This window comes from Stenotrophomonas sp. CFBP 13718, assembly GCF_014842145.1.
Classification (GTDB): domain Bacteria; phylum Pseudomonadota; class Gammaproteobacteria; order Xanthomonadales; family Xanthomonadaceae; genus Stenotrophomonas.
This window is the reverse complement of sequence record NZ_JACYVC010000001.1, coordinates 464933-490797: the sequence shown is the minus strand read 5'-3', so window position 1 is coordinate 490797 and position 25865 is coordinate 464933. Positions and strand designations below refer to the sequence as shown.

General features: G+C 63.8%; 29 protein-coding genes and 1 other RNA gene. 15 read left to right on the top strand and 15 right to left on the bottom strand.

What is annotated here, in order from left to right; genetic code table 11:
* The first annotated feature begins 29 nt into the window (after positions 1-29).
* The 3 genes from IFT58_RS02120 (at position 30) to IFT58_RS02110 (ending at position 5436) form a co-directional block, all read left to right on the top strand.
* A complete protein-coding gene (locus IFT58_RS02120; RefSeq protein ID WP_188324338.1) occupies positions 30-3200 on the top strand; it encodes a multidrug efflux RND transporter permease subunit in 3171 nt (1056 codons plus the stop codon).
* Between the two features lie 86 nt (positions 3201-3286).
* Complete coding sequence (locus tag IFT58_RS02115; RefSeq protein ID WP_192080626.1) at positions 3287-4024, top strand: SDR family oxidoreductase; 738 nt, start codon at positions 3287-3289, stop codon at positions 4022-4024.
* Positions 4018-5436 carry an efflux transporter outer membrane subunit gene (locus IFT58_RS02110; RefSeq protein ID WP_188324336.1) on the top strand — a complete coding sequence of 473 codons (1419 nt, stop codon included), beginning with the start codon at positions 4018-4020 and terminating at the stop codon, positions 5434-5436. The genes IFT58_RS02115 and IFT58_RS02110 overlap by 7 nt, the downstream gene beginning before the upstream one ends.
* A 132-nt stretch (positions 5437-5568) precedes the next feature.
* Here IFT58_RS02110 and IFT58_RS02105 read toward each other — a convergent pair whose 3' ends face one another.
* Positions 5569-6420: an endonuclease/exonuclease/phosphatase family protein gene (locus IFT58_RS02105; protein ID WP_192093780.1), complete on the bottom strand. Its 852-nt coding sequence runs from the start codon at positions 6418-6420 to the stop codon at positions 5569-5571.
* Positions 6421-6612: 192 nt separating this feature from the next.
* Here IFT58_RS02105 and IFT58_RS02100 point away from each other — a divergent pair, with 192 nt between their 5' ends.
* Positions 6613-6786 carry a DUF1328 domain-containing protein gene (locus tag IFT58_RS02100; RefSeq protein WP_042612362.1) on the top strand — a complete coding sequence of 58 codons (174 nt, stop codon included), beginning with the start codon at positions 6613-6615 and terminating at the stop codon, positions 6784-6786.
* A gap of 183 nt (positions 6787-6969) precedes the next feature.
* Here IFT58_RS02100 and IFT58_RS19040 read toward each other — a convergent pair whose 3' ends face one another.
* Together IFT58_RS19040 and IFT58_RS02090 are read right to left on the bottom strand one after the other, a co-directional pair.
* Positions 6970-7251 carry an excalibur calcium-binding domain-containing protein gene (locus tag IFT58_RS19040; RefSeq protein ID WP_343237826.1) on the bottom strand — a complete coding sequence of 94 codons (282 nt, stop codon included), beginning with the start codon at positions 7249-7251 and terminating at the stop codon, positions 6970-6972.
* Between the two features lie 74 nt (positions 7252-7325).
* Positions 7326-7784: a VOC family protein gene (locus IFT58_RS02090; RefSeq protein ID WP_342029523.1), complete on the bottom strand. Its 459-nt coding sequence runs from the start codon at positions 7782-7784 to the stop codon at positions 7326-7328.
* 80 nt (positions 7785-7864) lie between these two features.
* On the opposite strand from IFT58_RS02090, the gene IFT58_RS02085 reads away from it, so the two are divergent.
* The gene (locus IFT58_RS02085; protein ID WP_192093778.1) at positions 7865-8443 is read left to right on the top strand and encodes a hypothetical protein; all 579 of its coding nucleotides are present in this window, start codon (positions 7865-7867) and stop codon (positions 8441-8443) included.
* 17 nt (positions 8444-8460) lie between these two features.
* Here IFT58_RS02085 and IFT58_RS02080 read toward each other — a convergent pair whose 3' ends face one another.
* The 3 genes from IFT58_RS02080 to IFT58_RS02070 all read right to left on the bottom strand — a co-directional run bounded on the left by IFT58_RS02080 (position 8461) and on the right by IFT58_RS02070 (position 11027).
* Entirely contained in the window at positions 8461-8910 is a 450-nt protein-coding gene (locus tag IFT58_RS02080; protein ID WP_188324330.1) for a response regulator, read from the bottom strand.
* 180 nt (positions 8911-9090) lie between these two features.
* A complete protein-coding gene (locus IFT58_RS02075; RefSeq protein ID WP_192093777.1) occupies positions 9091-9522 on the bottom strand; it encodes a hypothetical protein in 432 nt (143 codons plus the stop codon).
* A gap of 596 nt (positions 9523-10118) precedes the next feature.
* Positions 10119-11027: a sel1 repeat family protein gene (locus IFT58_RS02070; protein WP_192093776.1), complete on the bottom strand. Its 909-nt coding sequence runs from the start codon at positions 11025-11027 to the stop codon at positions 10119-10121.
* Positions 11028-11086: 59 nt separating this feature from the next.
* On the opposite strand from IFT58_RS02070, the gene IFT58_RS02065 reads away from it, so the two are divergent.
* Entirely contained in the window at positions 11087-11275 is a 189-nt protein-coding gene (locus IFT58_RS02065) for a hypothetical protein (protein ID WP_192093775.1), read from the top strand.
* A 55-nt stretch (positions 11276-11330) separates the two neighbouring features.
* On the opposite strand, the gene IFT58_RS02060 is transcribed toward IFT58_RS02065, so the two are convergent.
* The 3 genes from IFT58_RS02060 to IFT58_RS02050 all read right to left on the bottom strand — a co-directional run bounded on the left by IFT58_RS02060 (position 11331) and on the right by IFT58_RS02050 (position 12766).
* Positions 11331-11504 carry a hypothetical protein gene (locus IFT58_RS02060; protein WP_223202853.1) on the bottom strand — a complete coding sequence of 58 codons (174 nt, stop codon included), beginning with the start codon at positions 11502-11504 and terminating at the stop codon, positions 11331-11333.
* 96 nt (positions 11505-11600) lie between these two features.
* A complete protein-coding gene (locus IFT58_RS02055) occupies positions 11601-12377 on the bottom strand; it encodes a hypothetical protein (RefSeq protein ID WP_192093774.1) in 777 nt (258 codons plus the stop codon).
* Positions 12374-12766, bottom strand: coding sequence for a hypothetical protein (locus IFT58_RS02050; protein ID WP_192093773.1), 393 nt, complete (start codon positions 12764-12766; stop codon positions 12374-12376). The genes IFT58_RS02055 and IFT58_RS02050 overlap by 4 nt, the downstream gene beginning before the upstream one ends.
* A 625-nt stretch (positions 12767-13391) precedes the next feature.
* Here IFT58_RS02050 and IFT58_RS02045 point away from each other — a divergent pair.
* Entirely contained in the window at positions 13392-13604 is a 213-nt protein-coding gene (locus IFT58_RS02045; RefSeq protein WP_192093772.1) for a hypothetical protein, read from the top strand.
* On the opposite strand, the gene IFT58_RS19005 is transcribed toward IFT58_RS02045, so the two are convergent.
* The 3 genes from IFT58_RS19005 to ssrA all read right to left on the bottom strand — a co-directional run bounded on the left by IFT58_RS19005 (position 13592) and on the right by ssrA (position 15363).
* Positions 13592-14005 carry a site-specific integrase gene (locus tag IFT58_RS19005; RefSeq protein WP_342029522.1) on the bottom strand — a complete coding sequence of 138 codons (414 nt, stop codon included), beginning with the start codon at positions 14003-14005 and terminating at the stop codon, positions 13592-13594. The two genes, IFT58_RS02045 and IFT58_RS19005, sit on opposite strands and share 13 nt — an antisense overlap.
* 2 nt (positions 14006-14007) lie before the next feature.
* On the bottom strand, positions 14008-14805 hold the full coding sequence (locus IFT58_RS19000; RefSeq protein WP_342029521.1) for an integrase arm-type DNA-binding domain-containing protein: 798 nt from the start codon (positions 14803-14805) through the stop codon (positions 14008-14010).
* Positions 14806-14967: 162 nt separating this feature from the next.
* Positions 14968-15363, bottom strand: a transfer-messenger RNA (tmRNA) gene (ssrA, locus tag IFT58_RS02035).
* A gap of 219 nt (positions 15364-15582) precedes the next feature.
* Here ssrA and IFT58_RS02030 point away from each other — a divergent pair.
* Complete coding sequence (locus tag IFT58_RS02030; protein WP_192093771.1) at positions 15583-16149, top strand: hypothetical protein; 567 nt, start codon at positions 15583-15585, stop codon at positions 16147-16149.
* A gap of 104 nt (positions 16150-16253) precedes the next feature.
* On the opposite strand, the gene smpB is transcribed toward IFT58_RS02030, so the two are convergent.
* Positions 16254-16757 (bottom strand): SsrA-binding protein SmpB, encoded by a 504-nt coding sequence (gene smpB / locus IFT58_RS02025; RefSeq protein ID WP_188324326.1) that lies wholly within the window; start codon positions 16755-16757, stop codon positions 16254-16256.
* A 59-nt stretch (positions 16758-16816) separates the two neighbouring features.
* Between smpB and IFT58_RS02020 the strand changes: the two genes are divergently transcribed.
* Positions 16817-17245, top strand: coding sequence for a type II toxin-antitoxin system RatA family toxin (locus IFT58_RS02020; protein WP_192093770.1), 429 nt, complete (start codon positions 16817-16819; stop codon positions 17243-17245).
* Positions 17246-17249: 4 nt separating this feature from the next.
* Entirely contained in the window at positions 17250-17513 is a 264-nt protein-coding gene (locus IFT58_RS02015; protein ID WP_192080649.1) for an RnfH family protein, read from the top strand.
* Positions 17514-17584: 71 nt separating this feature from the next.
* On the opposite strand, the gene bamE is transcribed toward IFT58_RS02015, so the two are convergent.
* Positions 17585-17977, bottom strand: coding sequence for an outer membrane protein assembly factor BamE (bamE, locus tag IFT58_RS02010; protein ID WP_192093769.1), 393 nt, complete (start codon positions 17975-17977; stop codon positions 17585-17587).
* Between the two features lie 103 nt (positions 17978-18080).
* Here bamE and fur point away from each other — a divergent pair, with 103 nt between their 5' ends.
* Positions 18081-18485 carry a ferric iron uptake transcriptional regulator gene (fur, locus tag IFT58_RS02005; RefSeq protein ID WP_188324322.1) on the top strand — a complete coding sequence of 135 codons (405 nt, stop codon included), beginning with the start codon at positions 18081-18083 and terminating at the stop codon, positions 18483-18485.
* Between the two features lie 307 nt (positions 18486-18792).
* Here the strand turns inward: fur and recN are convergent, their stop codons facing one another.
* Positions 18793-20454, bottom strand: a complete 1662-nt coding sequence (recN, locus tag IFT58_RS02000) for a DNA repair protein RecN (protein ID WP_192080650.1) — start codon at positions 20452-20454, stop codon at positions 18793-18795.
* A gap of 115 nt (positions 20455-20569) precedes the next feature.
* Between recN and hrcA the strand changes: the two genes are divergently transcribed.
* The 4 genes from hrcA (at position 20570) to dnaJ (ending at position 25815) form a co-directional block, all read left to right on the top strand.
* Positions 20570-21634 carry a heat-inducible transcriptional repressor HrcA gene (gene hrcA, locus IFT58_RS01995; protein WP_188324320.1) on the top strand — a complete coding sequence of 355 codons (1065 nt, stop codon included), beginning with the start codon at positions 20570-20572 and terminating at the stop codon, positions 21632-21634.
* Positions 21635-21697: 63 nt separating this feature from the next.
* Complete coding sequence (grpE, locus tag IFT58_RS01990) at positions 21698-22207, top strand: nucleotide exchange factor GrpE (RefSeq protein ID WP_188324319.1); 510 nt, start codon at positions 21698-21700, stop codon at positions 22205-22207.
* Between the two features lie 405 nt (positions 22208-22612).
* The gene (gene dnaK / locus IFT58_RS01985; RefSeq protein ID WP_188324318.1) at positions 22613-24529 is read left to right on the top strand and encodes a molecular chaperone DnaK; all 1917 of its coding nucleotides are present in this window, start codon (positions 22613-22615) and stop codon (positions 24527-24529) included.
* Between the two features lie 155 nt (positions 24530-24684).
* Positions 24685-25815 (top strand): molecular chaperone DnaJ, encoded by a 1131-nt coding sequence (gene dnaJ, locus IFT58_RS01980; RefSeq protein WP_192093768.1) that lies wholly within the window; start codon positions 24685-24687, stop codon positions 25813-25815.
* Positions 25816-25865 lie beyond the last annotated feature (50 nt).

Here is a 25865-nt window from a genome sequence, read left to right as displayed (position 1 = left end):
CGGCGTCGGCCAAACCAAGGACATTCCCAATGGATTTCTCACGCTTTTTCATCGACAGGCCGATCTTCGCGGCGGTGTTGTCGATCATCATCTTCGCCGCCGGCTTGATCAGCATTCCGCTGCTGCCGACCGGTGAATACCCCGACGTGGTGCCGCCCTCGGTGGTGGTGCGCACCGTGTACCCGGGCGCCAACCCGAAGGTGATCGCCGAAACAGTGGCCACGCCACTGGAAGAAGCCATCAACGGTGTCGAGGACATGATGTACATGAAGTCGGTCGCCGGCTCCGACGGTGTGCTGCAGATGACCATCACCTTCCGCCCGGGTACCGATCCGGACGCGGCGGCGGTCAAAGTGCAGAACCGCGTCGCCCAGGCGCAGGCGCGACTGCCTGAAGACGTGCGCCGGCAGGGCGTGACCACGCAGAAGCAGTCGCCGACCTTCCTGATGGTGGTGCACCTGACCTCACCGAACGGAAAGTACGACACGCTGTACCTGCGCAACTACGCGCGCCTGCACGTCAAGGACGCGCTGTCGCGCATCCAGGGCGTGGGCGATGCGCAGATCTTCGGTGGCGGTGACTACGCCATGCGTGCCTGGCTGGACCCGGACAAGATCGCCGCGCGCGGCCTGACCGCCAGCGATGTGGTCGGCGCGATGCGCGAGCAGAACGTGCAGGTCTCGGCGGGCCAGCTCGGTGCCGAACCGATGCCCAACAGCCAGTTCCTGACCCTGATCAATGCGCAGGGCCGGCTGAAGAGTGAGCAGGAATTCAACGACATCGTGCTCAAGAGCGGCGCTGACGGCGAAGTCGTTCGCCTGTCCGACGTGGCCCGTCTGGAGCTGGGTGCCGGTGACTACACGCTGCGTTCGCAGCTGGATGGCAAGAACGCAGTGGGTATCGGCATCTTCCAGGCCCCCGGCGCGAACGCGCTGGAAATCCGCGATGCCGTCATGAACACCATGGACGAGATGCAGAAGACCTTCCCGGCCGACGTCAAGTACGAAGCGGTGTATGACACCACCATCTTCGTGCGCGACTCGATCAAGGCTGTGGTATCCACGCTGCTGGAAGCCATCGCCCTGGTGGTGCTGGTGGTCATCCTGTTCCTGCAGACCTGGCGCGCGTCGATCATTCCGCTGATCGCGGTGCCGGTGTCCATCGTAGGCACGTTCGCTGCACTGTATCTGCTCGGTTTCTCGATCAATACACTGAGCCTGTTCGGCCTGGTGCTGGCGATCGGCATCGTGGTCGACGATGCGATCGTGGTGGTGGAGAACGTCGAGCGCAACATCGAAGAGGGTCTGTCACCCACCGCCGCTGCCCATCAGGCCATGAAGGAAGTGTCCGGTCCGATCGTCGCCATCGCGTTGGTGCTGTGCGCCGTGTTCGTGCCGATGGCCTTCCTGTCCGGCGTCACCGGCCAGTTCTACAAGCAGTTCGCCGTCACCATCGCCATCTCCACGGTGATCTCGGCCATCAACTCGCTGACCCTGTCGCCGGCCCTGGCCGCACGCCTGCTGAAGCCGCATGACGCAACCAAGGATGCGCCCACGCGCATCATCGACCGCCTGTTCGGCTGGATCTTCCGTCCGTTCAACCGCTTCTTCAAATCCAGCTCGGAGAAGTACGAGCGCGGCGTATCGAAGATCCTCGGCAAGCGCGGTGCGGTGTTCGTGGTGTATGCCCTGCTGCTGGTCGGTACCGGCGTGATGTTCAAGCTGGTGCCGCCGGGCTTCATCCCCACGCAGGACAAGTTGTACCTGATCGCGGGTGTGAAGCTGCCGGAGGGCTCGTCCATTGCCCGCACCGACGCGATGCTGAAGAAGGTCGCGCAGATCGCCATGGAAACCGATGGCGTGGCGCATACCATTTCGTTCCCGGGCCTCAACGCGCTGCAGTTCACCAACACGCCCAACACCGGTGTGGCGTTCGTGCCGCTCAAGCCCTTCAGCGAACGCAATGGGCGTACCGCTGCGCAGATCAATGCGGAGATCAACCAGAAGATCGCCGGGCTGCAGGAAGGCTTTGCGTTCTCGATGATGCCGCCGCCGATCCTCGGGCTGGGTAACGGCAACGGCTACCAGATGTTCATCGAAGACCGTGGCAACCTGGGCTACGGTGCGCTGCAGACTGCTGTGCAGAGCATGCAGGGCGCGGTATCGCAGACACCGGGCATGGCCTTCCCGATCACCAGCTACCAGGCCAACGTGCCGCAGCTGGATGCCGAGGTGGACCGTGTAAAGGCCAAGGCACAGGGCGTGCAGTTGACCGAGCTGTTCGACACGCTGCAGACCTATCTGGGCTCGGCCTACGTCAACGACTTCAACCAGTTCGGTCGTACCTGGCAGGTGATCGCGCAGGCTGACGGACAGTTCCGTGACAGCGTGGAAGACATCGGCCGCCTGCGCACCCGCAACGACCGCGGCGAGATGGTGCCGATCGGCTCGATGGTCACCGTCAAGCAGACGTTCGGCCCCGACCCGGTGCTGCGCTTCAACGGCTACCCGGCGGCTGATCTGGCCGGTGAAACCGATCCGCGCCTGCTGTCATCCACCGAAGGAATGGCCAAGCTGAGCGAGATCGCCGCGCAGGTGTTGCCGCCCGGCATGGTCACCGAGTGGACCGACCTGAGCTACCAGCAGGCCACCCAGGGCAATGCCGCGCTGATCGTGTTCCCGGTGGCGGTGATGCTGGCCTTCCTGGTGCTGGCCGCACTGTATGAAAGCTGGTCGCTGCCGCTGGCGGTGATCCTGATCGTGCCGATGACCCTGCTGTCCGCGCTGTTCGGTGTATGGCTGACCGGTGGCGACAACAACGTGTTCGTGCAGGTCGGTCTGGTGGTGCTGATGGGGTTGGCCTGCAAGAACGCCATCCTGATCGTCGAGTTTGCCCGCGAGCTGGAAATGGGCGGCAAGGGCATCGTCGAATCTGCGCTGGAAGCCTGCCGCCTGCGCCTGCGCCCGATCGTGATGACCTCCATCGCCTTCATCGCCGGCACCGTGCCGCTGGTGCTGTCCCATGGTGCAGGCGCCGAGGTCCGCTCGGTCACCGGCATCACGGTGTTCGCGGGCATGCTGGGCGTAACGTTGTTCGGACTCTTCCTGACCCCGGTGTTCTACGTGGCCCTGCGCAAGTTCGTCACCCGCAACGGCGGTGGCCAGCTGGTCAAGCATGGCGAATCGACGCTGCACCATTGATGCGACGTTCCTGACCTGACCTTGGTAGCGCCGAGCCCTGCTCGGCGGCTACCGGAACCCTCTTTCAAGCTGCAAGGATTGAAACAATGAACGCACATACGAACAAGATCGCGCTGGTCACCGGCGCTACCCGTGGCATCGGCACCGAGACCGTGCGCCAGCTGGCGCAGGCCGGCGTGCACACGCTGCTGGCTGGTCGCAAGCGTGACACCGCCGTGGCCGTCGCACTGAAACTGCAGGCCGAAGGCCTGCCGGTGGAAGCCATCGAACTGGACGTCACCGATGAAGCCAGCGTAGCCGCTGCAGTGGAGCAGGTGCGCCAGCGCCACGGCCACCTGGACATCCTGGTGAACAACGCCGGCATCATGATCGACGACATCAGCAAGGCATCTTCGCAGCAGTCGCTGGAGACGTGGCGCACCACCTTCGATACCAACGTCTTCGCACTGGTAGCCGTCACCCAGGCGTTCCTGCCGCTGTTGCGCGAATCGGCTGCGGCGCGCATCGTCAACGTGTCCAGCCTGCTGGGTTCGGTGACGCTGCACAGCCAGCCGGGCTCGCCGATCTATGATTTCAAGGTACCGGCCTACAACGTGTCCAAGAGTGCGGTGAACGCATGGACCGCGCACCTGGCCTATGAACTGCGCGACACCGCGCACAAGGTCAACACCGTGCACCCCGGTTACGTAAAGACCGACATGAACGGCGGCGAAGGCGAGGTCGAGGTATCCGTAGGCGCGCAGTCCAGCGTGCAGATGGCGCTGCTGGATGCCGACGGCCCGAATGGCAGCTTCACCTACCTGGGCGAGGTGCTGCCGTGGTAATCAAAACCTTGGCGGTCGCCCTGTCCAGCGTGCTGCTGGCTGGCTGCGTGACCGTCGGACCCAACTACAAAGCACCAGTGGAAGCACCGGTGGCCCTGCAGGGGGCTGCGGCACCGGTGTACAGCACCGAGTCGCCGGTAGCCACCTGGTGGGCACAGTTTGACGATCCGGTGCTGGAAGAGCTGGTGCATCGCGCGCTGGCTGACAACCTGGATCTGCGCGTGTCGGTATCGCGCGTGCAGCAGGCGCGTGCAGTGTTCGTTGAACGCCGCCTCGACCAGGCACCGCATGTCACCGCCGGTGGTGCGTACGATCGCCGCAAGCAGCCGGAAACGCTGGCCGGTGGTGAGCGGGTCTTCAGCGAAAGCTACCAGCTGGGCTTCGATGCCGGCTGGGAGCTGGACCTGTTCGGACGCCAGCGTCGCGCCGCGGAAGCCGCACGCGCGGATCTGGATGCCGAGTGGGCGAACCTGGCTGATGCACAGGTATTGGTCGCCGCTGAAGTAGCGCGCAACTACTTCGAGCTGCGCGGTACGCAGAAGCGCATCGCCGTGGCCGAGCAGACCCTGGGCAACCTGCGTGACACCCAGAAGCTGACCGAAACCCGTTGGGAACTGGGTGCCGGCAGCGAGCTGGACGTGCAGAGCAGCCGTGCACGCTTGAAGGCCATCGAGGCCGACATCCCGCTGCTGGAAGTGGCACAGACCCAGTCGCGCCATCGCCTGGCGGTGCTGCTGGGACTGCGTCCGGAATCGCTGGACGGCATGCTCGCACCGCGCGACATGCCGGCCTTCGCCAAGGCGCTGCCACTGGGTGACACCCGCGAACTGCTGCGTCAGCGCGCTGATGTGCGCGTGGCCGAGCGTCGCCTCGCTGCGGCCACCGCACGCATCGGCGTGGCCACCGCAGACCTGTTCCCGCGCCTGTCGCTCACCGGTTTCGTCGGCTTCCTCGGCGGCGATGCCAGCGGATTGATCAGCGGCAGCAACAAGGCATGGTCGTTGACCCCGCAGCTGAGCTGGGCCGCGTTTGATTTCGGCACGGTGCGTGCGCGGTTGAAGGCCAGCAAGGCCGAAGCCGATGGCGTGGCCGCGCAATACGAACAGGCTGTGCTGCTGGCGCTGGAAGACACTGAAAACGCGTTGACGCGCTATTCCAAGCAGCAGGCCCGGCTGGCGATCGTCGCCGAGCAGGCGCAGGCCGCGCGGCGTGCCGAAACGCTGGCGCAGGTGCGCTATCGCGAAGGGTCGGAAGACTTCCTGACCCTGCTCGATGCCCAGCGCACGCAACTGGTGGCGGACGACGCCTTGGCCGCCGCCGAAGCCGAGGTAAACGTCAGCGTCGTCGGCGTGTACAAAGCCCTCGGCGGCTGGGGCCAGGCCGCACAGCCGAGCATCGCCCTGGCACAGTGACCCGTAGGGTCTGGCCTTGCCACTGCGCTCGCCGACCATGGGTCGGCGCTACCCATGCCACGGTAGCGCCGAGCCATGCTCGGCGAGCGCAGCGGCGCTGTCAAAGAACACCCCGCCGGGCACGACTCGGCGCTACTTCGCGTCCCACTCCAGCTCCACCACCAGCGGGAAATGATCCGACGGCAGTATCCCGTCCACCCGCGCATCGACCGTGGCGAAATCCCGCGCGGTGAACCCACGTACCAGCACCCAATCCAGTTCCGTGGTCGCCTTGCCGGTGAAATCATGGAACGTATTCTTCGGCCCGCGCGGTGCAGCCACCTGCGTACGCGCATCCTTCAGCGCACCCGTAAACGCAGCGTAGGTTGGTCCGCCCGGCTCACTGTTGAAATCACCCGTGACCACCACCGGAATGTCTGCCGGCAACGTCTTCAGGTGCACTACGATCGCCTGCGCCCCACGGACCCGACGCGGCTCATCTTCATCACGATAGGGCAGGTGGGTATTGAACAGATAGAAGCGCCGCCCATCCTCCACGCGACGGAACAACCCCCACGTCACCATGCGCGGGAACAGGTTGCCCCAGGTGATGCTGCCGGCCACGTCCGGCGTATCAGACAGCCAGAAATTACCCGACTGCTCCAACGCCACCGCCTTGCTGTCGTAGAACACGCCCATGTGCTCATCGTCATCGCCACCGCGTCGGCCTTCGCCGAACCAGCGGTAATCGGGCAACTGCGCGGCCAGGTAATCCGCCTGTTCCTTCACCAGTTCCTGCGTACCCATCACTGCCGGATGCGCTTGGCGGATGGTGGTCACCAGGGCCTCCCGGCGGTCCACCCAGCGCTTGCCGGGCGCGGTATCCGCAGGCGTACGCACATTGAAGGACATCACCTTCAACGGGGGCGGCGGCGTAGCAGCGGCTGCCGGCAAAGCCAGCGCCAGAAGAAGTAATGCGGCAGGGCGCCGCAGGCGGTTCAACATGGGAATCCCTCCATTCCGTGAAATCGTTTGCAGGCAAGAGTCGCATGGCGGGCAGGGAAGGGGATGTGCCGGAATGGCTGGTTTGCCGAGTCGCATCTGATCTTCACCCAATGCAGGCGACAGGCTCACCCCTGAACGACGCGGTCCCCGTTAAGGTTTCTCCAACACGCACTCCTTGTTGGAAGGAATCACATGATCAAGTGGGCCATCATCTTCGCCATCATCGGCCTCATTGCCGGTGCACTCGGCTTCGGCGGCATCGCCGGCGCCTCGGTCGGCATCGCCAAGTTCCTGTTCTGGGCCGGCATCATCATCGCCGTGGTGCTGTTCCTGCTGGGCATGACCATCGCCAAGAAAGTTACCTAGTCGCGCGATCGAAGTCCGCGCAACAAACGAAGAGGCCGTCCCGAAAAGGGCGGCCTTTTCTGCGTTGAGGGTACCGGCGACGGTACATCCGACGCGGTACATCCGACGGGGTACATCCAACGCGGTAGAGCCGACTTCAGTCGGCTGCTCTTCCATCGGCGCCAGTCACCTCAAACGAGCCACTCAACGCCCCCGATACGGCTCACACCCCACCCCATCATTATCCCGGTCCAGATGCGGCCCATACCCCGGGTCCCCCCGACGCACCGGAGCCGCACCCGCCGCCCGTGCTTCCGTGCAGTTCTTGAACGCCCCGCCACGCGCACGCGGCGCGTTGAAGTTCTGCCGATCAACAGGGCGGGGCAGGGCGGCTGCCGCAGCGCCGCCATGGCAGTGATAATCCCCTGTCGCCCGGTTGGTATGGCATCCCTGGTTGTTCAACCCGCCGCTATGCCCCTCAGCCATCTCCGCCACAACGAGGGCGCCGGCCAGCACAGCGCATTGCAGCCATCGCACAGGCCCATCGTCACGGTCCCGGTTCATCGGGTGACGGCCACGGTGATTACCGCCTCAACCCGATATCCATCTGGGTCGATCAGAAAGCCCGCGTAGTAGTGCTCGCCGTACTCCGGCCGCAGCCCGGGCGCGCCATTGTCCTGACCGCCGGCAGCCAGCCCATCGCGGTGGAAGGCATCGATCTGCCCGTGCGAAGCGGCTGCAAACGCAATATGGAAACCGTCTGCCGGCGGCGTGGCGTCCGCTGAAAGATTGAGCAGCAGCAGGTCCTGGCCGTCCACCAGCCCATAGCCGATCGATTCATCGCCGTCGAAAACACGGCGGTAACCCAAGGCGCCCAGCGCGGCGTCGTAGAAGCGGCCAGCACGCGCAAGGTCACGGACGGCCAGAGAAAGGTGATGGAACATGGGCGGCCCGGCGAGAAAGATGGGCAGAGCATAGCCGCGAATCTGGCTCTGCGATGCAGCAACGCTGGCGCCCACGGACAAGGTCACGTCGCCGGAAGTCACCCTGCCGCGCGGCACGTTTCCGCGCCGGCGGCGGACTCTACTATCGGGTCAACATGTACATCGTCCGCATCCAGCGCGGCACACTCCGGGGAAGCGCCATGCAGGTAAACAGTGATCGCCGGCTGACGCTGGCCTTGGCGGCGCTCGGCGCTGCTGCCGCGCTGGCGTTCGTCGCATGGGAGTACCTGCATGGCGGCGTCAAAAGCCACCATCTGCTCAACCATGCCGACCTTCCCGCAATATCCAATTGGTGGGGCCTGCTGATGCTGCCGCTGCTGGGTGCAACCGCAGGCTGGTCCATCGCCCGTCAACGCTCCCGCACCTCATCGGCGGTGTCGCGTGCCCTCATCGCAGCCGTCGGCGCACTGATTGTCGGCGTTGCACTCTCGGTCGCGTTTACCACCGGGCACGAGTACGCCGCGTCCATCATCTTCCTCGGCCTTGTCTTGTCGGGTCTGGTGCTGCCGGTTTACCGCGCGGAGTATCTTTTCGGCTTCGTGCTGGGCATGGCCTTTACGTTCGGTGCTGTGCTTCCCACCTTGGTCGGACTGGTTGCGGCCCTGCTTTCGGCCGCAACCCATCTGCTCACCTATCCGCTGATACTGAAGGCGTATCGCCGCGTGCGGGCCTGACGCAGAATGTCTGAGGGTCAGGCGGTAGGCACGAACGGCGGTGGCTGGTTGGTGACGCCCCAGAACATTCCCAGCTCCTGTACCGCTTCCAGAAACTCATTGAAGTCGATTGGCTTGACCACGAACGCATTCACGCCCGAATCGTAGCTCTGCACCAGATCTCTCTCCTGGCGCGACGAGGTCAGCATCACAACGGGGGTGCTCTTCAGCAGGGCATCGCCGCGGATCTCGGCGAGCACTTCCAGTCCATTCAATTTGGGCAGTTTCAGGTCCAACAGCACGACGACGGGGCCGCCGTGCAACGCGCCTGCATACGGTCCATGGCTGCGCAGATAATCCAGCGCTTCTTGGCCATCCCGTACGTGCACGACGGGGTTCAGCAGCTGGCACCGCGCCAGGGCGGCCATCGTCAGCTCAGCATCTTTCATGCTGTCTTCTACGAGCAGAATCGGTCGCAGGTCTTTCATGGAGCGTCCTTGATCAATCAGTGCGCCGGTTGCCCTGGCGCCGGGAAGGGCGCATAGCTTTGCACGCCCAATAGGGACTGTCAGTAGTTTCCTTAACAGTTAATCTTAACAATTAAGTTAAGGGTACGTGTAGGTATGGGGCGGGGCATAGTGCGCACCCCGAGCCACCCGGTCAGTGCATCAGGACGGGTTGCAGGTCGTATCAGAGGCCGACTTCACCATCGCCCGGCCACTGACAATCAGCCCCTCCACCAGGTGTTCGCTCAACACGCCTTCGGGATCGCCGTCCTGCTTGGCCAGATGCACCGCGTGCAGGATCTCGAAGATCGACGCCAGGCCCTGCAGGGTGCGAAGCGGGATGGCGACCTTGCTGTGTCGTTTGAGATCGATGTATGCATCTGCGCCCAGTAGCGGGGCGTCGTCGGCCACGTCCGGCACCAGTTTCAGGTGCACCGTGCGGCTGCGGGCGATCTGCTCCCGCTCATGCTCTTCCAGCGTCCGTTCCAGCTTTTCAATGAAGCTGGGCGGAAACGAATGCATCTTGTCGCCAAGCAGGGCGTGCAGGCGCTTGGCGCCCAGCGGGTACTGCGATTCCATCGGTATGCCTCGCATTGCATGAAGGCCACCTGCGCCTGAGCACGAGGTGGCGGGCGATGCGGGTTGGCATACCGGGCGTACATAACCATAAACCGGCGGATCAGGGATCCCCACGCACCGCCCGCCGTAAACCGGTAGGCGATGCTGTGCATTCTCCGCCGTGCCCCGTGGGGCAGAACAGAGTCAACAGTTATGGACGCTTACAGGATGCCAATCCCGACTGGTGCCGTAGGGCGCCAGCGGATCCATCGTGCGCAGGTCAAGTACCTGCGTCCATGAGGAAAATTGCGAAGTTAGAAGATCGGGAACGCGCTCGGGGCGCTGCTCTACCATTGTCGGTGACGCGCCTGGCCTCACCATGATGCGAGCGATGATGGCGGTGAGCCGATGCCTTTACGTCACCCGCTCAAAGGCGGAGCGAGCCACCACCCAGTTCATGCTCCGCCGCAAGCGCGAGATATGCGGATCGAGACATGCGGCGGGATGCAGCTGCTTGGTCGATTCGACCCACCAGGTCGACGTCCACCAGCATCCAGAATCCGCCCGTGTACTCATCGCTTTGACTATAACGTTCCAGCGACGATGTGACGGCAGGACCTGCTGATTCGCCCTCATATTTTGCTGCTCTTTGCCAGAGTAGCGGCCAGTTGATTGGCCTTCCTTAGTTCAGCTGGAGTCATGGACTGCGCCATGAGGTCCAACATCCGCTCGTTTCCACCGATGGGGTTCCGCTGTCCCGCAGCTTTCTTGTAGGCATAGGCACGGACCAAATCTTTCGGTGTAATGATGCCGCGTTGATACGCCGTTCCGAGAGTGAAAAGCCCGTCCGGGTTGCCGGTGTCAGCTACACTTTTGATGTAGCGATAGGAATCTTCATTGAACTGTTCAACTTCTTCTGCCGATACTGCTTGTTCCTGCTGATCTCCAACAATGAGGTCCAGATAGTTGTAGTAGGCCAGTCGCGCGTAGGTGTCGCCCCCTTCCGCTGCTTCTTTCAGCCATCGGGCCGTTTCCTTTTGCGCATCATCTGGAACTCCCTCACATTGTTCAAGCTTCTCTTCGGTGAACGTAAGAGCGCTCAATTGCTGATCTGCCAGGAACTGCTCTCGCGTTTTTCCGCTTGCTTTGAGAATTTCCGGCGAGACCTGGCTGTTGGAGTAATCAAGAGACCTGTCTGGTTTCATTGCAACGCGACACTCATTGAGTACCAAGAAGAGTTGTCGTTTTGCTTCCAGATCTCCAGCCTCCGCTCTATTGCGAAGCGACGGATACAGTTCTTTCACGGCGACATCTGGCAAGCGCTGTGCAGATTGGAGGTCCGTATCAATAGCTGTCGATTTTGGCGTGACACTTCGAATCTCTGCCGTAGCCGCGGGCGCTGCATTCGCCGGAGTACCGCTAGCCGGCTGACCATCATCATTTTCCGTTGAGCATGAGGTGAGCATGCAGGCGATGAGTGCGAACTTTGACAGGCGCAAGCACTGGTAGAGAGTGGTGTGCTTTGGGGTTGAATGGGGCATCGGGTTCTCCAAACGCTATAGCCTGAAATTCAGTGTCCTGGTCAAATGCGGTTTTAGTTGTGAGGGTTTGGACACCGTTACGCGGACTGGGTGGCCAATACACCATCACCGATCCATTCACCGGCGAAGAGTCGGTGGAGCCGGGCTGGAAGCTGATGGCGCTGATCAAAGCGGCGACCGAGCGGGTTTGGGATGCCGAGACTGCCCTTCCTCCTGTGGGGGATAGTGACCAGGATGCGCCGGCGTGATCCGAGAATGGATATCCGGCGGGTACTGGTGGGACTGGAACTCCGCGAACCTGCCTTAGCCGACCAGCTGCAACAGCTCCGGGACGTTGTTGCGCGGCGAGTTCACGGCCCGGCTAACCCGGTATGCCTCCATCGCAGGGGGCTCGCTGGCCAGCAGTATCGCCATGGCGTCGTCGGGCTCGGCCGCCAGCCACTCATCGAACTGCCCATGTTTCAGCCAGGCAAGCATGTCACCCTGGTGCCGTCGGGCATGGGCGAGCAGCGGTACTGCAGATAGGGCCGGCCATGAAAGCCGGCCCCTTGTTCAAACTACTGAACTCCTAGGTCAACTCTTTATTCCTTGAGCGATCTGCAGCAGCAGCGCTTGGCCCTGCTCTATTCGATTACCTTCGTCGGTGTAAAGCGTCAAGGTGAAGGATCGCTGGGGTGTCACCCAGCGTAGTTCCGCCTGCCCTTTACCATCATCAGAACGAGATGCGGACGCGCGTGCTGGCGTTCCGTTTACATTTTCGTTGAGAGTTTCGCGGAACAGCGTTATCACTCTCCCTGAAGCAATGTAATCATTCTCTTCAAGGATGATTACACCGACCTTCGGGACTCTGTAAGAGCGTGTTACTCCTGTCCATTTACCTTCCTTGATGCTTCCGGTTGGCTCTGTACTCAGGAGCTCGGCGGCGCCGATCGGAGTCCGGGAGATTTCAGCTGGCGCGTATCCAAGTAGCTGTCTGAGTTCAGCGTCACTTCGCCGTGTATCAGCTAGGCGCCCAAGTACTTCGTCGGTTGATGGAATGGCGCTAGACGCAGCCTTCAAAGTACCCTTGCTTTGATTCGCTATCCCCCGCGCGACGCTTTCTTTAGCAGAGGCAGGGGCGTCCCATTCTGCAAGTGGAATGATGATCAGCTGGCCTTCTCTCGTTGCCGAACCACGCGCCATTTGAAAGTTGTTTTCCTCGGAACTTTTAAGCGAACGTTCTTTAAGCCAGTCCAGTGTCTCTTGATTTGCCGGCGCTTCTGGAGGCGTCGTATGTTGAGCGCAAACCAGGGTCGGCGTGAAAACGGAAATAAAAGTAAGAAAAACTATCCTTGATTTCATATCGATCACCACTCCGTAATATTACAATCAGTCGCGCTCGTGGCCTCCTGGCCGGATTCCACTATTTGGCCATTTGGGTCGACCACGAGCCAATAGTGGGTGCCATCCACCCGCAGCGTGCCCGGGTCTTCGATATCGCCAGCGTAGTACCGCCACTTTCCATAGCCGACATCAACAAGACTATGGAGAGGAACTGTGTTCCCAAGCTGAGTATGTGTGCTCGTCACAGAGCCGTTGAACGGGCGCAACTGCGGCCTGTCATACGTGATGGACTCATTGACAATGCCGATTACGCAGTTGGCCCTGCTGATTGCTTTAACTTCAGCAAACGCGGGTGTCGAAAAAAAGAGTGTCAGCGAGATGAGGTAGGGTAGCGGCTTCGCTTTGTTCCTTTTCATTTCGCTCCTTATCGGCGATATCCTTCGCCGGAACTTGTCTACCACTCGTTGACTCTTGGGTGCTACCTTGATATCTGCAAAGTAGGAGGCGAGTCACAAAACTCCCGGGCGTCTTTGATTGTTTCGAAAGAAGCTGTTCAGACCGTTGCGCGGCATACATCAAGGGGCGCACGAAAGGCACACGACCCGCGCAAATCCCTTGTGCCGTAACGGGATTGGATTCCAATGAACGGTATCCTCAGCCGCCGTTATCATCTCGGCCTGCCGCACCGGTGATCTGCTCCGTCATCACGGCCAAGGTCTGCTGGAGGGCAACGTGGGGTAGAGCAGGGGGCGATCCTGCATCTCGGCTTGTTGGTCTGCCACTTCCGGTAACACGTGGGCCCGCAGGTCGGCCAAGCAGGCCGGATCGTGGTGCCGCGCGATCAGGGCATGCACCCCGTACTCCAGCGCCCTGATGTATCCGCGCGAGGCTCGAGCTCGCAGGTAGTAAGGCGTTCGAGGATCTCGTCTGTGGTCTGGGTCATGCGGCATCTCGAAGAGGTGGCGCCAATCCTACAGCGTCGGTCAGCGGCTGTTGCCGTCGTATCAGGCCCTGCGACGCGGCGGCGCCACCATGGCTGCCATGACGAAGACCAACCTCAGTAAGGCGCGCTGGGCGCGTACCAAGGCTGCCGGTCTATGGCAGCAAGCCACCGAGCTGGACCGTGACCGCACCGGCAGCTGGGAGGACAGGGCGCGCCGCCGACGCGCTGCCGACCGGCTCCGGACCGAGGCAGCCGGATTCGAATCGATTGCGCGCCGCCTCGATCCTTCCCTCGACGATCAAGCCGCCTGACCGGGCCGCAGCGGCACGACGTTGCCTATGCGCAGCCGGTCCAGGTAGTCCGCCCATTCCTGCATCATCCGCGTCCGCTCCACCAGGTGCGTTGTCCGGTTGTAGGCCCTTCCGTTGGGGTCCTTCACCGCGTGCGCCAGCTGGTGCTCGATGATGTCCGGCCGGAAGCCCAGCACCTCATCCAGCAGTGTGCGCGCTGTGGCGCGGAAGCCGTGGCCGGTGACCGTGTCCTTATCGAACCCCATCACGCGCAGGGCAGCCAGCACCGCGGCCTCGGACATCGGGCGTGCATCTGTCCGGCCGCCCGCGAAGACATACGTGCCGTGTCCGGTCACGTCCTTCAGCTCCCGCAGCACCTCCAGCGCTTGCCGTGCCAGTGGCACGATGTGCGCCTGCCGCATCTTCATACGACCGGCCGGGATGCTCCACAGCCCGGCGTCCAGGTCAATCTCCCCCCTTCGGCGTGGCGCAGCTCCCCCGGTCGGACGAACACCATCGGTGCGAGCTTCAGCGCAGCCTGGACCACCACTGTGCCGTGGTAGGCATGCAGGGCTCGCAGCAGGCCGCCCAGCTGCACCGGATCCACGATCGCGGCGTGGTTCTTCTCCGGGGCCGGCACCAGCGCACCGCGCAGGTCCGCCACCGGGTTGCGCTCGGCGCGGTCGGTGGCCACGGCATACCGCATCACCTGTCCGCAGTTCTGCATCACCCGATGGGCTGACTCGAAGGCGTCGCGCGCCTCCATGCGCCTGGCCACCTGCAGGAAGTCCGATGCCTTGAGCTCCGATGCGCGCCGGCTGCCGATGAAGGGGAAGACGTGCTTCTCGAACCAGGCGGCGACCTTCTTCTGGTAGTTCGGCACCCACGGGCGGCTGACCAGCCACTCCCGGGCGATGACCTCGACGGCTTCGCCGTCGGCGGTGGTGCGCGCCGCAGTCGTGGCCTTGCGCTGCTCGCTGGGGTCCACGCCGCTGGCCAGGAGCCGACGGGCATCCTCCCGGGCTTCGCGCGCCTTCGCCAGCGTCACGTCTGGATAGAGGCCGAGGGTCAGCAGCTTCTCTTTGCCGGCGACGCGGTACTTCCAGCGCCAGCTCTTAGCGCCGGCCACGGTGATAAAAAGGAACAGGCCGCCGCCGTCTGCCAGCTTCTGGGGCTTGGCAGCAGGCTTGGCGCGACGGAGAGCAGCGTCGGTCAGAGGCATGGGGGTATCGGGTTTTGAAGGGCGGTGGATACCGCTAGATATACCCCCAGCGTCTCATAGGCTGCAACGGAACCAGCTGGACCGGCATAGACAACGAAAAAGCCGGGACCCCTTATTTGACGAGGGATCCCGGCTCTCTGTGGCCTACAAGAGACCAATCAATGGTGGAGGTGGGCGGAATTGAACCGCCGTCCGAAGGCACTCCATCCCCAGCTCTACATGCTTAGCTCACCGTTGGATTTCGTTCCGGAACAGCACGGTGTGCGAAGCACATCCCGGAACAAGCCTGCTGTGTTCTAGTGCTGGACTGACAGGCAGCCGCCCAGCTCGATTCCATGATAATGACTCTACGCTGCTAGCATGGACACAGGCAGTTTCGAGGCTTCACCTAAGGCGGCGAAGGATGACGCAGGTCAACCGTTAGGCTGCGACTGCGAAATCCGAAGCGTAGTTGTCGTCGTTGGCAACTAGAGTTTTGCAGCTGGATTTACGAGGAAAGCTACACCCTCGGCATGCGCCAAGCGACTTCACAACCCCCGTCGAAACCAATGCACCCCCGGTTTCAAACAAGTGCTTGCAAGTACTGGCCAGATTCCGGTGTTGCAGGAACAAGGCTGCCCAACGAGATTGATGCTACGCCAATCCGGCTGAACAGTCACGCAAAAGCGCGATTTCTGGTGGCAGGCCTTCATATCGAACTGTTAACGTCTTGCGGACCTCTTTGCGACACCATGGTGGTCACGCTGGGATCAACAAGCAGGAGACGTGTGGGTGGAGATGACGAACAAGCGCAGTCTTCGGCAGCTGGTTGGCCCTGTGGGCATTGGCTATCTGCGCCGTGCGGTGCCGCCGGGTTGGGTCTGGACGGTCCTGGCAGCGCTGGTGGCTGCGGCGTGTCTGATCGAACTGCCGGCGTCGGCCGCGATGGCGCTGTTGGCCAGTGCCGTCGTGGTGCATTGGCCGCGTCGAAAGCGTCCGTCGCTGGGCTACTGGCGGCTGCTGGGGTTGGTGCTGTTGGGGCTGTTGGCGTGGGCGCCGGAGCCTGATGTGCTGTCGCAATGGTTCGAGCACGGGCTGGCGATCGCGCTGCTGGCGCTGGCCGGGGTGAGCGCGCTGACCCATGTGCTGCAGGCACGCCGCTTGTCGCGCCGCCTGCAGCAGGCCGCAGATGCGATGGACGACAACCGGTTGCTGGAGCTGCTGCCGGGCGATGCGGCGCGTCTGGCGCGCAGCTGGACGGCGGGCGATGACAGCCACGCCGACGAGCTTGCGGTAGTGATGCATCTCGCTGTGATGCATGCAGCGCTGGCGCCGCAGATGCAGGGTGGGGCGGTCAAGGCCTGACGGCGTGCGAGCTGCGGTGAGGGTCCGCCGAGCGTGGCTCGGCGCTACCGGCGTACGAAGTCGGCCACCGGAGTGCCAAGCCGGCCACCTGAGTACCACGTCGGTCAGGCGTCGCGGTTGCCCCGACGCATGACGCGTGACTTTTCGATTGCCCATTCGCGGTCCTTGGCGGCATCGCGCTTGTCGTGGTCCTGCTTGCCCTTGGCCAGCGCCACTTCCAGCTTGATCTTGTTCTTGCTCCAGTACATCGCGGTAGGGACGATGGTGTAGCCGTCGCGCTCCACTTTGCCGACCAGCTTGTCGATCTCGCTCCGGTGCAGCAGCAGCTTGCGCTCGCGGCGGTCCACGGCCACGAAGTGGCTGGAGGCCTGGATCAGCGGGGTGATCTGCGCGCCGATCAGGAAGATCTCGCCCTGCTTCACGTACGCGTAGGCATCCACGATGTTGCCGCGGCCGGCACGGATGGATTTGACCTCCCAGCCCTGCAGCGCAAGGCCCGCCTCGAAGCGCTCCTCGATGTGGTACTCGTGCCGGGCACGCTTGTTCAACGCGATGGTCTTGTTGGCCGTCGCGTTCTTTGCTTTATCCTTGCCGTCGTTCTTGCTCATTCCCGTATTGTCTCCGATTCGGGCCCGCCCGGTCGATCACCTGCAGCCAAAACTCTGAAATGCCTACCATTCGTCGAAGCGCCCTGGTCGAACACTCCGCGGCGCGCATGTTTGATCTCGTCAACGATATCGCCGCCTACCCGCGCCGGTTCCGTTGGTGCTCGGCTGCGCAGATCCTGGAACAGGGCGATGATCGCCTCGTCGCGCGCCTGGACCTGGGGCTGGGCTCGTTCTCCACCTGGTTCATGACCGAGAACACGCTGGTACGCCCGCAGCGTATCGATATGCAGCTGCGCGATGGTCCGTTCAAGAGCCTGCACGGCCGCTGGGCGTTCCATTCGCTGGCCGAAGATGCCTGCAAGGTCAGCCTGGAGCTGGACTTCGAGCCGAAATCCCGTTTGTTGGCGCCCGCGCTTGCTTTGGGATTCCAGGGGCTGGCCGACCGCATGGTCAACGACTTCGTGCGCGTGGCAGACGAGCAGGATTGATCCGATGATCCGCGTGGAAGTGGTACTGGCTTGGCCCGACCGCGTGCTGCATCGCGCGCTGGAACTGGCCGAAGACGCCACGGTGGCCGATGCGGTCGCGGCGGCTGCGTTGGAGGGTAGTGCGGAATGCCCCGCGGTCGCGGTGCACGGTGTGCTGGCTACACCCGGGCAGATCCTGCAGGACGCTGACCGGGTGGAGCTGTTGCGGCCACTGCTGGCCGATCCCAAGGACAACCGTCGGCGGCGCGCGAAGGCGCAGCCGAAGTAGTCTTGCGGTGGGATGTCGGGGTTGGCGGCCGGTCATGACGGCCAGCGGCCGTCACTACCGACCAGGCGGGATCAGCCGCCGCCCTTCTTCTTTTCCTTCGGCAGGTTGCGGCCGAACTGGCGGACGGTCTGCGTGGCCAGCTTGGAGTCCTGCGCGGGGAAGTAGTCGCCTTCCCAGCGGGTGACGGCATCGTTTTCGAAGTAGACGGTGAAGTTCTTCGTTTCCGTGCGGCCGACGCGGTCGATACGCTGGCTGGCGGCGTAGTCCCAGCGCTGGGCGTGGAACGGATCTTCAATGGACGGGGTGCCGAGCAGGGCGTTGACCTGCTGCTTGCTCTGCCCGACCTGCAGCTTGGACACGGCATCTTCCCGGATCAGGTTGCCCTGATAGATGGGTTGCTTATAGATGATGCCGCAGCCCGTGGTGGACAGGGCAACGGCGGCGACCAGCAGGAGATTGCGCATCGGGAATCGCGTTTGGGGAAATCGATCCGATGATACACTCCCGGCGTGCCACCGCGACCCAATCCGAGGCAGCTGGCGCTAAATCGCCAATGAACGGAGACCTATGGAAACCCACGACCTGCGTAAAGTCGGCCTGAAGGTGACCCATCCTCGGATGCGGATACTTGCACTGCTTGAGCGCACTGCCCAGCACCACATGACCGCCGAAGACATCTATCGCCAGCTGCTTGAGCACGGTGATGAAATCGGCTTGGCCACGGTGTACCGGGTGCTGACCCAGTTCGAGGCCGCTGGCCTGGTGCTGAAACACAATTTCGAAGGCGGCCAAGCCGTCTATGAGCTGGACCGCGGCGGCCATCACGACCACATGGTGGACGTGGACTCGGGCAACGTGATCGAGTTCGAAAGCGCGGAGATCGAAGAGCTTCAGCGCAAGATCGCGTCAGATCACGGCTACGAGCTCGAAGAGCACTCGCTGGTCCTGTACGTGCGCAAGAAGCGCCGCTGAGGCGTCCGCCGAGCACGGCTCGGCGCTACCGAAGCAGAATCCGAAACGCCCGGGATCCGTAGCGCCGACCCACGGTCGGCGAGCGCAGCGGGCCGTAGGCGGAGAGTCCGCCGAGCGTGAGCACAACCCGTAGCGCCGACCCATGGTCGGCGAGCGAAGCGGGCCGTTCGCGGTGAAATTCCGCCGAGCGCGAGCAGAATCCGTAGCGCCGACCCATGGTCGGCGAGCGCAGCGGGCCGTTTGCGGTGATATTCCGCCGAGCGTGGCTCGGCGCTACCGAAGCAGTGCCCTAGCGCGCGGCCAGATGTCAGCCGGCCAGCAGCTTCCGCGCCGCGGCGCGGGCTTCTTTGCTGACTTCGACACCGCCCAGCATCCGCGCGAGTTCTTCTTCGCGGGCCTTGGTGTCCAGCTTTTCCACCGCGCTTTGGGTCATGCCGTCCACCGGCGCCTTGCTGACGCGATAGTGGGCGTGTCCCTTGGAGGCCACCTGCGGCAGATGCGTCACGCACAGTACCTGACGCTTTTCGCCGAGGGCGCGCAGCTTCTGCCCCACGATATCGGCCACCGCGCCACCGATCCCTGAATCGACCTCGTCGAACACCATGGTCGGCACGGCATCCAGATCCAGCGCGGCCACTTCGATGGCCAGCGAGATCCGTGACAACTCACCGCCGGAGGCCACCTTGCGCAGCGGTCGCGGCGGCTGGCCAGCGTTGGCCGCCACCAGAAACTCCACCCGCTCGGCACCCTGCGGGTCCGGCTTGCCGGCGTCCTGTGGTTCCAGCTGGATCAGGAACTGGCCGCCGCCCATGCCCAGCTCGGCGATCAGCCCGGTCGTGGTGGTGGACAGCTCCGCGGCAGCGCGCTGACGGCCTGCGCTGAGCACGGCAGCCTGTTCGCGCCATGCCGCAGCCGCTTTTTCGATTTCACCGGCCAGCTTCTGCAGGCGCACGTCGGCCCCTTGCAGCTGCTCCACTTCGGCCTGCATGCGGTCGCGCTGCGGGCCGAGATCTTCCATCGGCACCCGGTGCTTGCGCGCCAGATCGTGCAGACGGCCCAAGCGGCGCTCGTTTTCTTCGAACTGCTCCGGATCGGCGTCCAGATCGTCGTGCACGCGGTCCAGCAGGGTCAGTGCTTCCTGCAGCTGGATGCTGGCGCTGTCGATCAGTGCGTCCACGTCGCCCAGCCGGGCATCGTGTTCGATCAGGCGGCCGAGGTCACCACGCACCTGCGCCAGCAGGCCCAGCGCGGAAGCGTCTTCGTCACCGTTGATCCGCGTGGTGGCCGTGTCGCAGGCGCTGAGCAGGGCGCTGGCGTGCGCCTGGCGGCGGTGGCTGGCACCGAGCGCGGTGATGGAATCGGGCTCCAGGTCCTCGCGTTCCATTTCCCGCAGCTGATGCTCCAGGAAGCCGATGCGGTCGCTGACATCGCCCTGCTGGGACAACGCGGCGGCCTCGTCCACCAGGGTCTGCCACGCGGCGGCGGCCACGCGCACGGCGCGGCGCTCTTCGGCGTTGCCGGCATAGGCATCCAACAGCGCAAGCTGCGAGGGACGGGTCAACAGGGCCTGTTGCTCGTGCTGGCCGTGGATTTCCACCAGCAGCGAGGCCAGGTCGGTCAGCTGGGACAGGGTGACCGGGCGGCCATTGATCCACGCACGCGAGCCGCCATCGGCGCGGATCACCCGGCGCAGTTGGCAGTGTTCGTCGTCGTCCAGCTCGTTGTCGGCCAGCCAGCGCCGTGCGGCGGCCAGCTGTTCCAGCGCGAATTCGGCGGAAAGCTCCGCCCGCGCGGCACCGTGGCGCACCACGCCGCTGTCGGCGCGAAGGCCTGCCAGGAAGCCGAGGGCGTCCACCATCAGCGACTTGCCCGCGCCGGTTTCGCCCGATACCACCGTCATGCCGGGCCCGAACTCGAGTTCGGTGGCGCGTACGACGGCAAAATCCTTGATCGATAGATGTCTAAGCATGGTCCGTTGAGTCTCTCAAGCCGCGCAACGCTAGCACGGGCGACGGGGTGGTCCAATGACTTGCCAAGAGGGCATGTCGGCATTATCTAGTGTGTGAGTCTCACAGGCTGATCCGATGCCGTCGTCTTTCGACAACCTTGCTCCACGTTCACGCCATCTGCTGCGCACCCTGATCGCGCGTCACATCCAGGATGGCGAACCGGTCGGGTCGGCAACGCTTGCGCGCACGTCCGGGCTGGACGTCAGTGCGGCAACCATCCGCAACATCCTGGGTGACCTGGAAGAACTGGGGCTGCTGAGTTCGCCGCACACGTCGGCCGGTCGCGTGCCCACGGCGCATGGCTATCGGGTATTCGTCGACAGCCTGGTGCAGATGCATCCGCCGGGCGAACAGGACCTCAGCCGGCTGCGCAGCGAGCTGCCCAGCGGCGCCGGTACACAGGCCCTGCTGGGCAGCGCATCGGAGCTGCTGTCGGCGATGAGTCACTTCGTCGGGGTGGTCAGCGCGCCCCGGCGAGGGCAGTTTGCCTTCCGCCAGATCGATTTCGTGGCGCTGGACGCACACCGGGTGCTGGCGATCGTGGTGTTCGCCGACAACGAGGTGCAGAACCGGGTGATCGAGGCCCGCCGGCCCTGGGAGCCGGGCGAGCTGGAGCAGGTGGCCAATTACCTCAATGCCCACTTTGCCGGGGTGCCGTTGGCGCAGATCCGCCGCCGCCTGCTGCACGAACTGCGCGACACCCGCAGCGAGATGGAGCAGTTGCTGGCGCACAGCATCGAGCTGGCCGAACAGGCGCTGGAGCCGCCGGCCGACGACATGCTGGTGGCCGGCCAGACCCGCCTGATGGGCGTGCAGGACCTGACCGACCTGGAGCGCCTGCGCGAATTGTTCGAGCTGTTCTCCAGCAAGCGGGAGATCCTGCAGCTGCTGGAGCGCACCATCCAGGCGCCGGGCGTGCGCATCTTCATCGGCGAAGAAACCGGGGTGGTGCCGCTGAAAGGCATGTCGCTGGTGACCGCACCGTACACCGCCGACGGGCAGGTGCTGGGTGTGCTGGGGGTGATCGGGCCCAAACGGATGGCCTACGACCGCATGATTCCGCTGGTGCAGGCCACGGCTGAGGTGCTGGGAGCGGCCTTTTCTCCCGGATCGGTCAACTCCGTGCCACGCAGCGCTTGAAACGCAGTTTCCCGCCCACACTAGGTGGGATGGAGGCGGGGAGTGACCGCCAGGGAAACGCACATGAACCAAGATCAGCACGATATCGAATCCAACCCGGCCGCCGACGAGGCCGCTGCCGCCCACCACGACCAGCTGGAGCAGCTGCGCGGGGAGCTGGAGCAGGTCAAGGCCGATGCGCTGCGTGAGCGCGCCGACCTGGACAACCAGCGCAAGCGCGTGGCCCGTGACGTAGAACAGGCCCGCCGCTTTGCCAACGAAAAGCTGCTCGGCGAGCTGCTGCCCGTGTTCGACAGCCTGGATGCCGGCCTGAAGGCGGCGGGTGAAGAGGCCAGCCCGCTGCGCGATGGTCTGGAAATGACCTACAAGCAGCTGCTGAAGGTCGCCGCGGACAACGGCCTGGTGCTGTTGGACCCGACCGGCCAGCCGTTCAACCCGGAACACCATCAGGCCATCAGCCAGGTAGACGCCAACGGCGCCGCACCGGGCAGCGTGGTGCAGGTGTTCCAGAAGGGCTACCAGCTCAACGACCGCCTGCTGCGCCCCGCGCTGGTGGTGGTCGCGCGGGACTGATCGCAGCGGCAGGCGAGGGTAGAGCCGACTTCAGTCGGCTGCGGTAGGACCAGCCGACGGTAGAGCCGACTTTAGTCGGCTTCGGTAGGAGCAGCCGACTGAAGTCGGCTCTACCCGGCAAGGGCCAGCAGCCGGCAAGGTCCAGCAGCCGGCAAGGTCCAGCAGCCGGCAAGGTCCAGCAGCCGGCAAGGGCCAGCAGTCGGCAAGGGCCAGCAGCCGGCAAGGGCCAGCAGCCGGCAAGGGCCAGCGCCGCGCCGCGCGATTTTCCCGCCAGACGCTGAACGCGTTTGGCCTTGCAGAAACACAGCGTTCGGGGGATGGCTTGAATGTTCCACGAGCCTCCCCCACATCCCATTCATACACCGGCCACGGCCGGATTCACCGAATTATCTTCAGGAGTTCCCCATGGGCAAGATCATTGGTATCGACCTCGGCACCACCAACTCGTGCGTGGCGATCATGGACGGCGGCAAGGCCCGCGTCATTGAAAACTCGGAAGGCGATCGCACCACCCCGTCGATCGTCGCCTACACCAAGGACGGCGAAGTCCTGGTGGGTGCCTCGGCCAAGCGCCAGGCGGTCACCAATCCGAAGAACACCTTCTACGCGGTGAAGCGCCTGATCGGCCGCAAGTTCACCGACGCCGAAGTGCAGAAAGACATCTCCCACGTGCCGTACTCCATCCTGGGGCACGACAATGGCGATGCCTGGGTGGCTACCAGCGATGCGCGCAAGATGGCGCCGCAGGAAATCTCCGCCAAGGTGCTGGAGAAGATGAAGAAGACCGCCGAAGATTATCTCGGCGAGAAAGTGACCGAGGCGGTCATCACCGTGCCGGCCTACTTCAACGACAGCCAGCGCCAGGCCACCAAGGACGCCGGCCGCATCGCGGGCCTGGACGTCAAGCGCATCATCAACGAGCCGACCGCGGCTGCGCTGGCCTATGGCCTGGACAAGGGTGACAGCAAGGATCGCAAGATCGTGGTGTACGACCTGGGCGGCGGCACCTTCGACGTGTCGGTGATCGAAATCGCCAACGTTGACGGTGAGAAGCAGTTCGAAGTACTGGCCACCAACGGCGACACCTTCCTGGGCGGCGAAGATTTCGACAACCGCGTCATCGAATACCTGGTGGAAGAGTTCAACAAGGACCAGGGCATCGACCTGCGCAAGGATCCGCTGGCCCTGCAGCGCCTGAAGGACGCTGCCGAGCGCGCGAAGATCGAGCTGTCCAGCGCCCAGCAGACCGAAGTGAACCTGCCGTACGTGACCGCCGATGCCTCGGGTCCGAAGCACCTGAACATCAAGCTGACCCGCGCCAAGCTGGAGTCGCTGGTGGACGAGCTGATCAAGAAGTCGATCGAGCCGTGCCGCGTTGCGTTGAATGATGCCGGCCTGCGTGCCAGCGACATCAACGAAGTGATCCTGGTCGGTGGCCAGACCCGCATGCCGAAGGTGCAGCAGGCGGTGACCGAGTTCTTCGGCAAGGAACCGCGCAAGGACGTCAACCCGGACGAAGCCGTGGCACTGGGTGCGGCGATCCAGGGCGGCGTGCTGGGCGGCGACGTCAAGGACGTGCTGCTGCTGGACGTGACCCCGCTGTCGCTGGGTATCGAAACCATGGGCGGTGTGTTCACCAAGATCATCGAAAAGAACACGACCATTCCGACCAAGGCCTCGCAGGTGTTCTCCACCGCCGAGGACAACCAGTCGGCCGTGACCGTGCACGTGCTGCAGGGTGAGCGCGAGCAGGCCCGCTTCAACAAGTCGCTGGCCAAGTTCGACCTGTCCGGCATCGAGCCGGCACCGCGCGGCCTGCCGCAGGTGGAGGTGTCCTTCGACATCGACGCCAACGGCATCCTGCACGTGTCGGCCAAGGACAAGAAGACCAACAAGGAACAGAAGGTCGAGATCAAGGCCGGTTCGGGTCTGTCCGAGGACGAGATCGCACGCATGGTCGCCGATGCGGAAGCCAACCGCGAAGAAGACAAGAAGTTCCAGGAACTGGTGCAGGCCCGTAACCAGGCTGATGCCCTGATCCACGGCACGCGTTCGGCGATCACCGAGCACGGCAGCAAGGTCGGTGGCGACGTGATCGGCAAGGTCGAGGCCGCACTGGCGGACTTGGAAACCGCAATGAAGGGTGACGATAAGGCGCAGATCGAGTCCCGGTCGAAGGCGCTGGAAGAAGCCGGCCAGGCACTGTTCGCCGCGGCTTCGGCCGGTGACCAGGGCGGTCCCGCCGACGCGGATGCCGGTGCGAAGCACGACGACGTCGTCGATGCCGAGTTCACCGAAGTAAAGGACGACAAGAAGTCCTGATCCAGACCGACGCGGGACGTTGCCTCACGGCAGCGTCCCGTCGTCGCATCAGGGTCCTGACCGCCAGCAGCGGGTCGGGGCGCCCGACGCAGGAGCGGACCATGTCCGCTTTTCTGCTTTGACGAATCCCGACGTACCGGAAAGCGATCCATTCCATGAGCAAGCGTGATTACTACGAAGTTTTGGGCGTAGCCCGTACCGCGACCGACGAAGAGCTGAAGAAGGCATACCGTCGTTGCGCGATGAAGCATCACCCCGACCGCAATCCGGGTGACGCGGAGGCGGAGGCTGCCTTCAAGGAGTGCAAGGAAGCCTACGAAACGCTGTCCGACGGCAACAAGCGCCGCATGTACGATGCCCACGGCCACGCGGCCTTCGAGCACGGCATGGGCGGTGGCGGCGGTGGTCCGGGTGGTCCGGACATGAACGATATTTTCGGTGACATCTTCGGCAATATTTTCGGAGGTGGGGCCGGTGGCCCGCGCCAGGCGCGTCGCGGTGCCGACATCGGCTACGTGCTGGAGCTGGATCTGGAAGAAGCCGTGCGCGGTGTTGAGCGCCGCATCGATATCCCGACCCTGGCCGAGTGCGGTGACTGCGATGGCAGTGGTTCGGAAGACGGCAAGGTGGAAACCTGCACCGTCTGCCACGGCCGCGGTCAGGTGCGCATCCAGCGCGGGATCTTCGCGATGCAGCAGGCCTGCCACCATTGCAACGGCCGCGGGCAGACCATCGCCCAGCCGTGCAAGACGTGCCACGGCAACGGTCGCGTGGAAGAAGACAAGGTGCTGTCGGTGAAGGTGCCTGCGGGCGTCGATACCGGTGACCGCATCCGTCTGGCTGGCGAAGGCGAAGCCGGTCCGGCCGGCACGCAGCCGGGCGACCTGTACGTGGAAGTGCGTGTGCGCGACCACGCGATCTTCCAGCGCGATGGCGATGACCTGCACTGCGAAGTGCCGATCCGCATTTCGCAGGCATCGTTGGGTGACAGCATCCGCGTGGCGACCCTGGGGGGCGAGGCGGAGATCCGCATTCCGGCCGAGACCCAGACCGGCAAGCTGTTCCGCCTGCGTGGCAAGGGTGTGCGATCGGTACGCAGCCGCAGCGAAGGCGATCTGTACTGCCGTGTCGTGGTGGAGACCCCGGTCAACCTGACGCCCGACCAGCGCAAGCTGATGGAGCAGTTCGAAGCCACCTTCGTGGGCGAGGACGCGCGCAAGCATTCGCCGAAGTCGGCGACGTTCATCGATGGCGTGAAGGGTTTCTGGGACCGGATGACGTCCTGATCCCAGACTCGTGGCGGCCGCTGGCCGTCACGGGTCCGCCGCTGCGCTCC

Coding starts and splice junctions, on each gene's coding strand:
- dnaK (WP_188324318.1), top strand. CDS start 22,613: ATGGGCAAGATCATTGGTATCGACCTCGGCACCACCAACTCGTGCGTG.
- IFT58_RS02085 (WP_192093778.1), top strand. CDS start 7,865: ATGTACATCGTCCGCATCCAGCGCGGCACACTCCGGGGAAGCGCCATG.
- IFT58_RS19005 (WP_342029522.1), bottom strand. CDS start 14,005: ATGCGGCAGGCGCACATCGTGCCACTGGCACGGCAAGCGCTGGAGGTG.
- IFT58_RS02120 (WP_188324338.1), top strand. CDS start 30: ATGGATTTCTCACGCTTTTTCATCGACAGGCCGATCTTCGCGGCGGTG.
- IFT58_RS02070 (WP_192093776.1), bottom strand. CDS start 11,027: ATGCCCCATTCAACCCCAAAGCACACCACTCTCTACCAGTGCTTGCGC.
- IFT58_RS19040 (WP_343237826.1), bottom strand. CDS start 7,251: ATGGCTGAGGGGCATAGCGGCGGGTTGAACAACCAGGGATGCCATACC.
- IFT58_RS19000 (WP_342029521.1), bottom strand. CDS start 14,805: ATGCCTCTGACCGACGCTGCTCTCCGTCGCGCCAAGCCTGCTGCCAAG.
- bamE (WP_192093769.1), bottom strand. CDS start 17,977: ATGCGCAATCTCCTGCTGGTCGCCGCCGTTGCCCTGTCCACCACGGGC.
- grpE (WP_188324319.1), top strand. CDS start 21,698: ATGAACCAAGATCAGCACGATATCGAATCCAACCCGGCCGCCGACGAG.
- IFT58_RS02115 (WP_192080626.1), top strand. CDS start 3,287: ATGAACGCACATACGAACAAGATCGCGCTGGTCACCGGCGCTACCCGT.
- IFT58_RS02020 (WP_192093770.1), top strand. CDS start 16,817: ATGCCTACCATTCGTCGAAGCGCCCTGGTCGAACACTCCGCGGCGCGC.
- smpB (WP_188324326.1), bottom strand. CDS start 16,757: ATGAGCAAGAACGACGGCAAGGATAAAGCAAAGAACGCGACGGCCAAC.
- hrcA (WP_188324320.1), top strand. CDS start 20,570: ATGCCGTCGTCTTTCGACAACCTTGCTCCACGTTCACGCCATCTGCTG.
- IFT58_RS02080 (WP_188324330.1), bottom strand. CDS start 8,910: ATGAAAGACCTGCGACCGATTCTGCTCGTAGAAGACAGCATGAAAGAT.
- IFT58_RS02075 (WP_192093777.1), bottom strand. CDS start 9,522: ATGCGAGGCATACCGATGGAATCGCAGTACCCGCTGGGCGCCAAGCGC.
- recN (WP_192080650.1), bottom strand. CDS start 20,454: ATGCTTAGACATCTATCGATCAAGGATTTTGCCGTCGTACGCGCCACC.
- IFT58_RS02045 (WP_192093772.1), top strand. CDS start 13,392: ATGACGAAGACCAACCTCAGTAAGGCGCGCTGGGCGCGTACCAAGGCT.
- fur (WP_188324322.1), top strand. CDS start 18,081: ATGGAAACCCACGACCTGCGTAAAGTCGGCCTGAAGGTGACCCATCCT.
- IFT58_RS02060 (WP_223202853.1), bottom strand. CDS start 11,504: ATGCTTGCCTGGCTGAAACATGGGCAGTTCGATGAGTGGCTGGCGGCC.
- IFT58_RS02100 (WP_042612362.1), top strand. CDS start 6,613: ATGATCAAGTGGGCCATCATCTTCGCCATCATCGGCCTCATTGCCGGT.
- IFT58_RS02015 (WP_192080649.1), top strand. CDS start 17,250: ATGATCCGCGTGGAAGTGGTACTGGCTTGGCCCGACCGCGTGCTGCAT.
- IFT58_RS02105 (WP_192093780.1), bottom strand. CDS start 6,420: ATGTTGAACCGCCTGCGGCGCCCTGCCGCATTACTTCTTCTGGCGCTG.
- IFT58_RS02050 (WP_192093773.1), bottom strand. CDS start 12,766: ATGAAAAGGAACAAAGCGAAGCCGCTACCCTACCTCATCTCGCTGACA.
- IFT58_RS02030 (WP_192093771.1), top strand. CDS start 15,583: ATGACGAACAAGCGCAGTCTTCGGCAGCTGGTTGGCCCTGTGGGCATT.
- dnaJ (WP_192093768.1), top strand. CDS start 24,685: ATGAGCAAGCGTGATTACTACGAAGTTTTGGGCGTAGCCCGTACCGCG.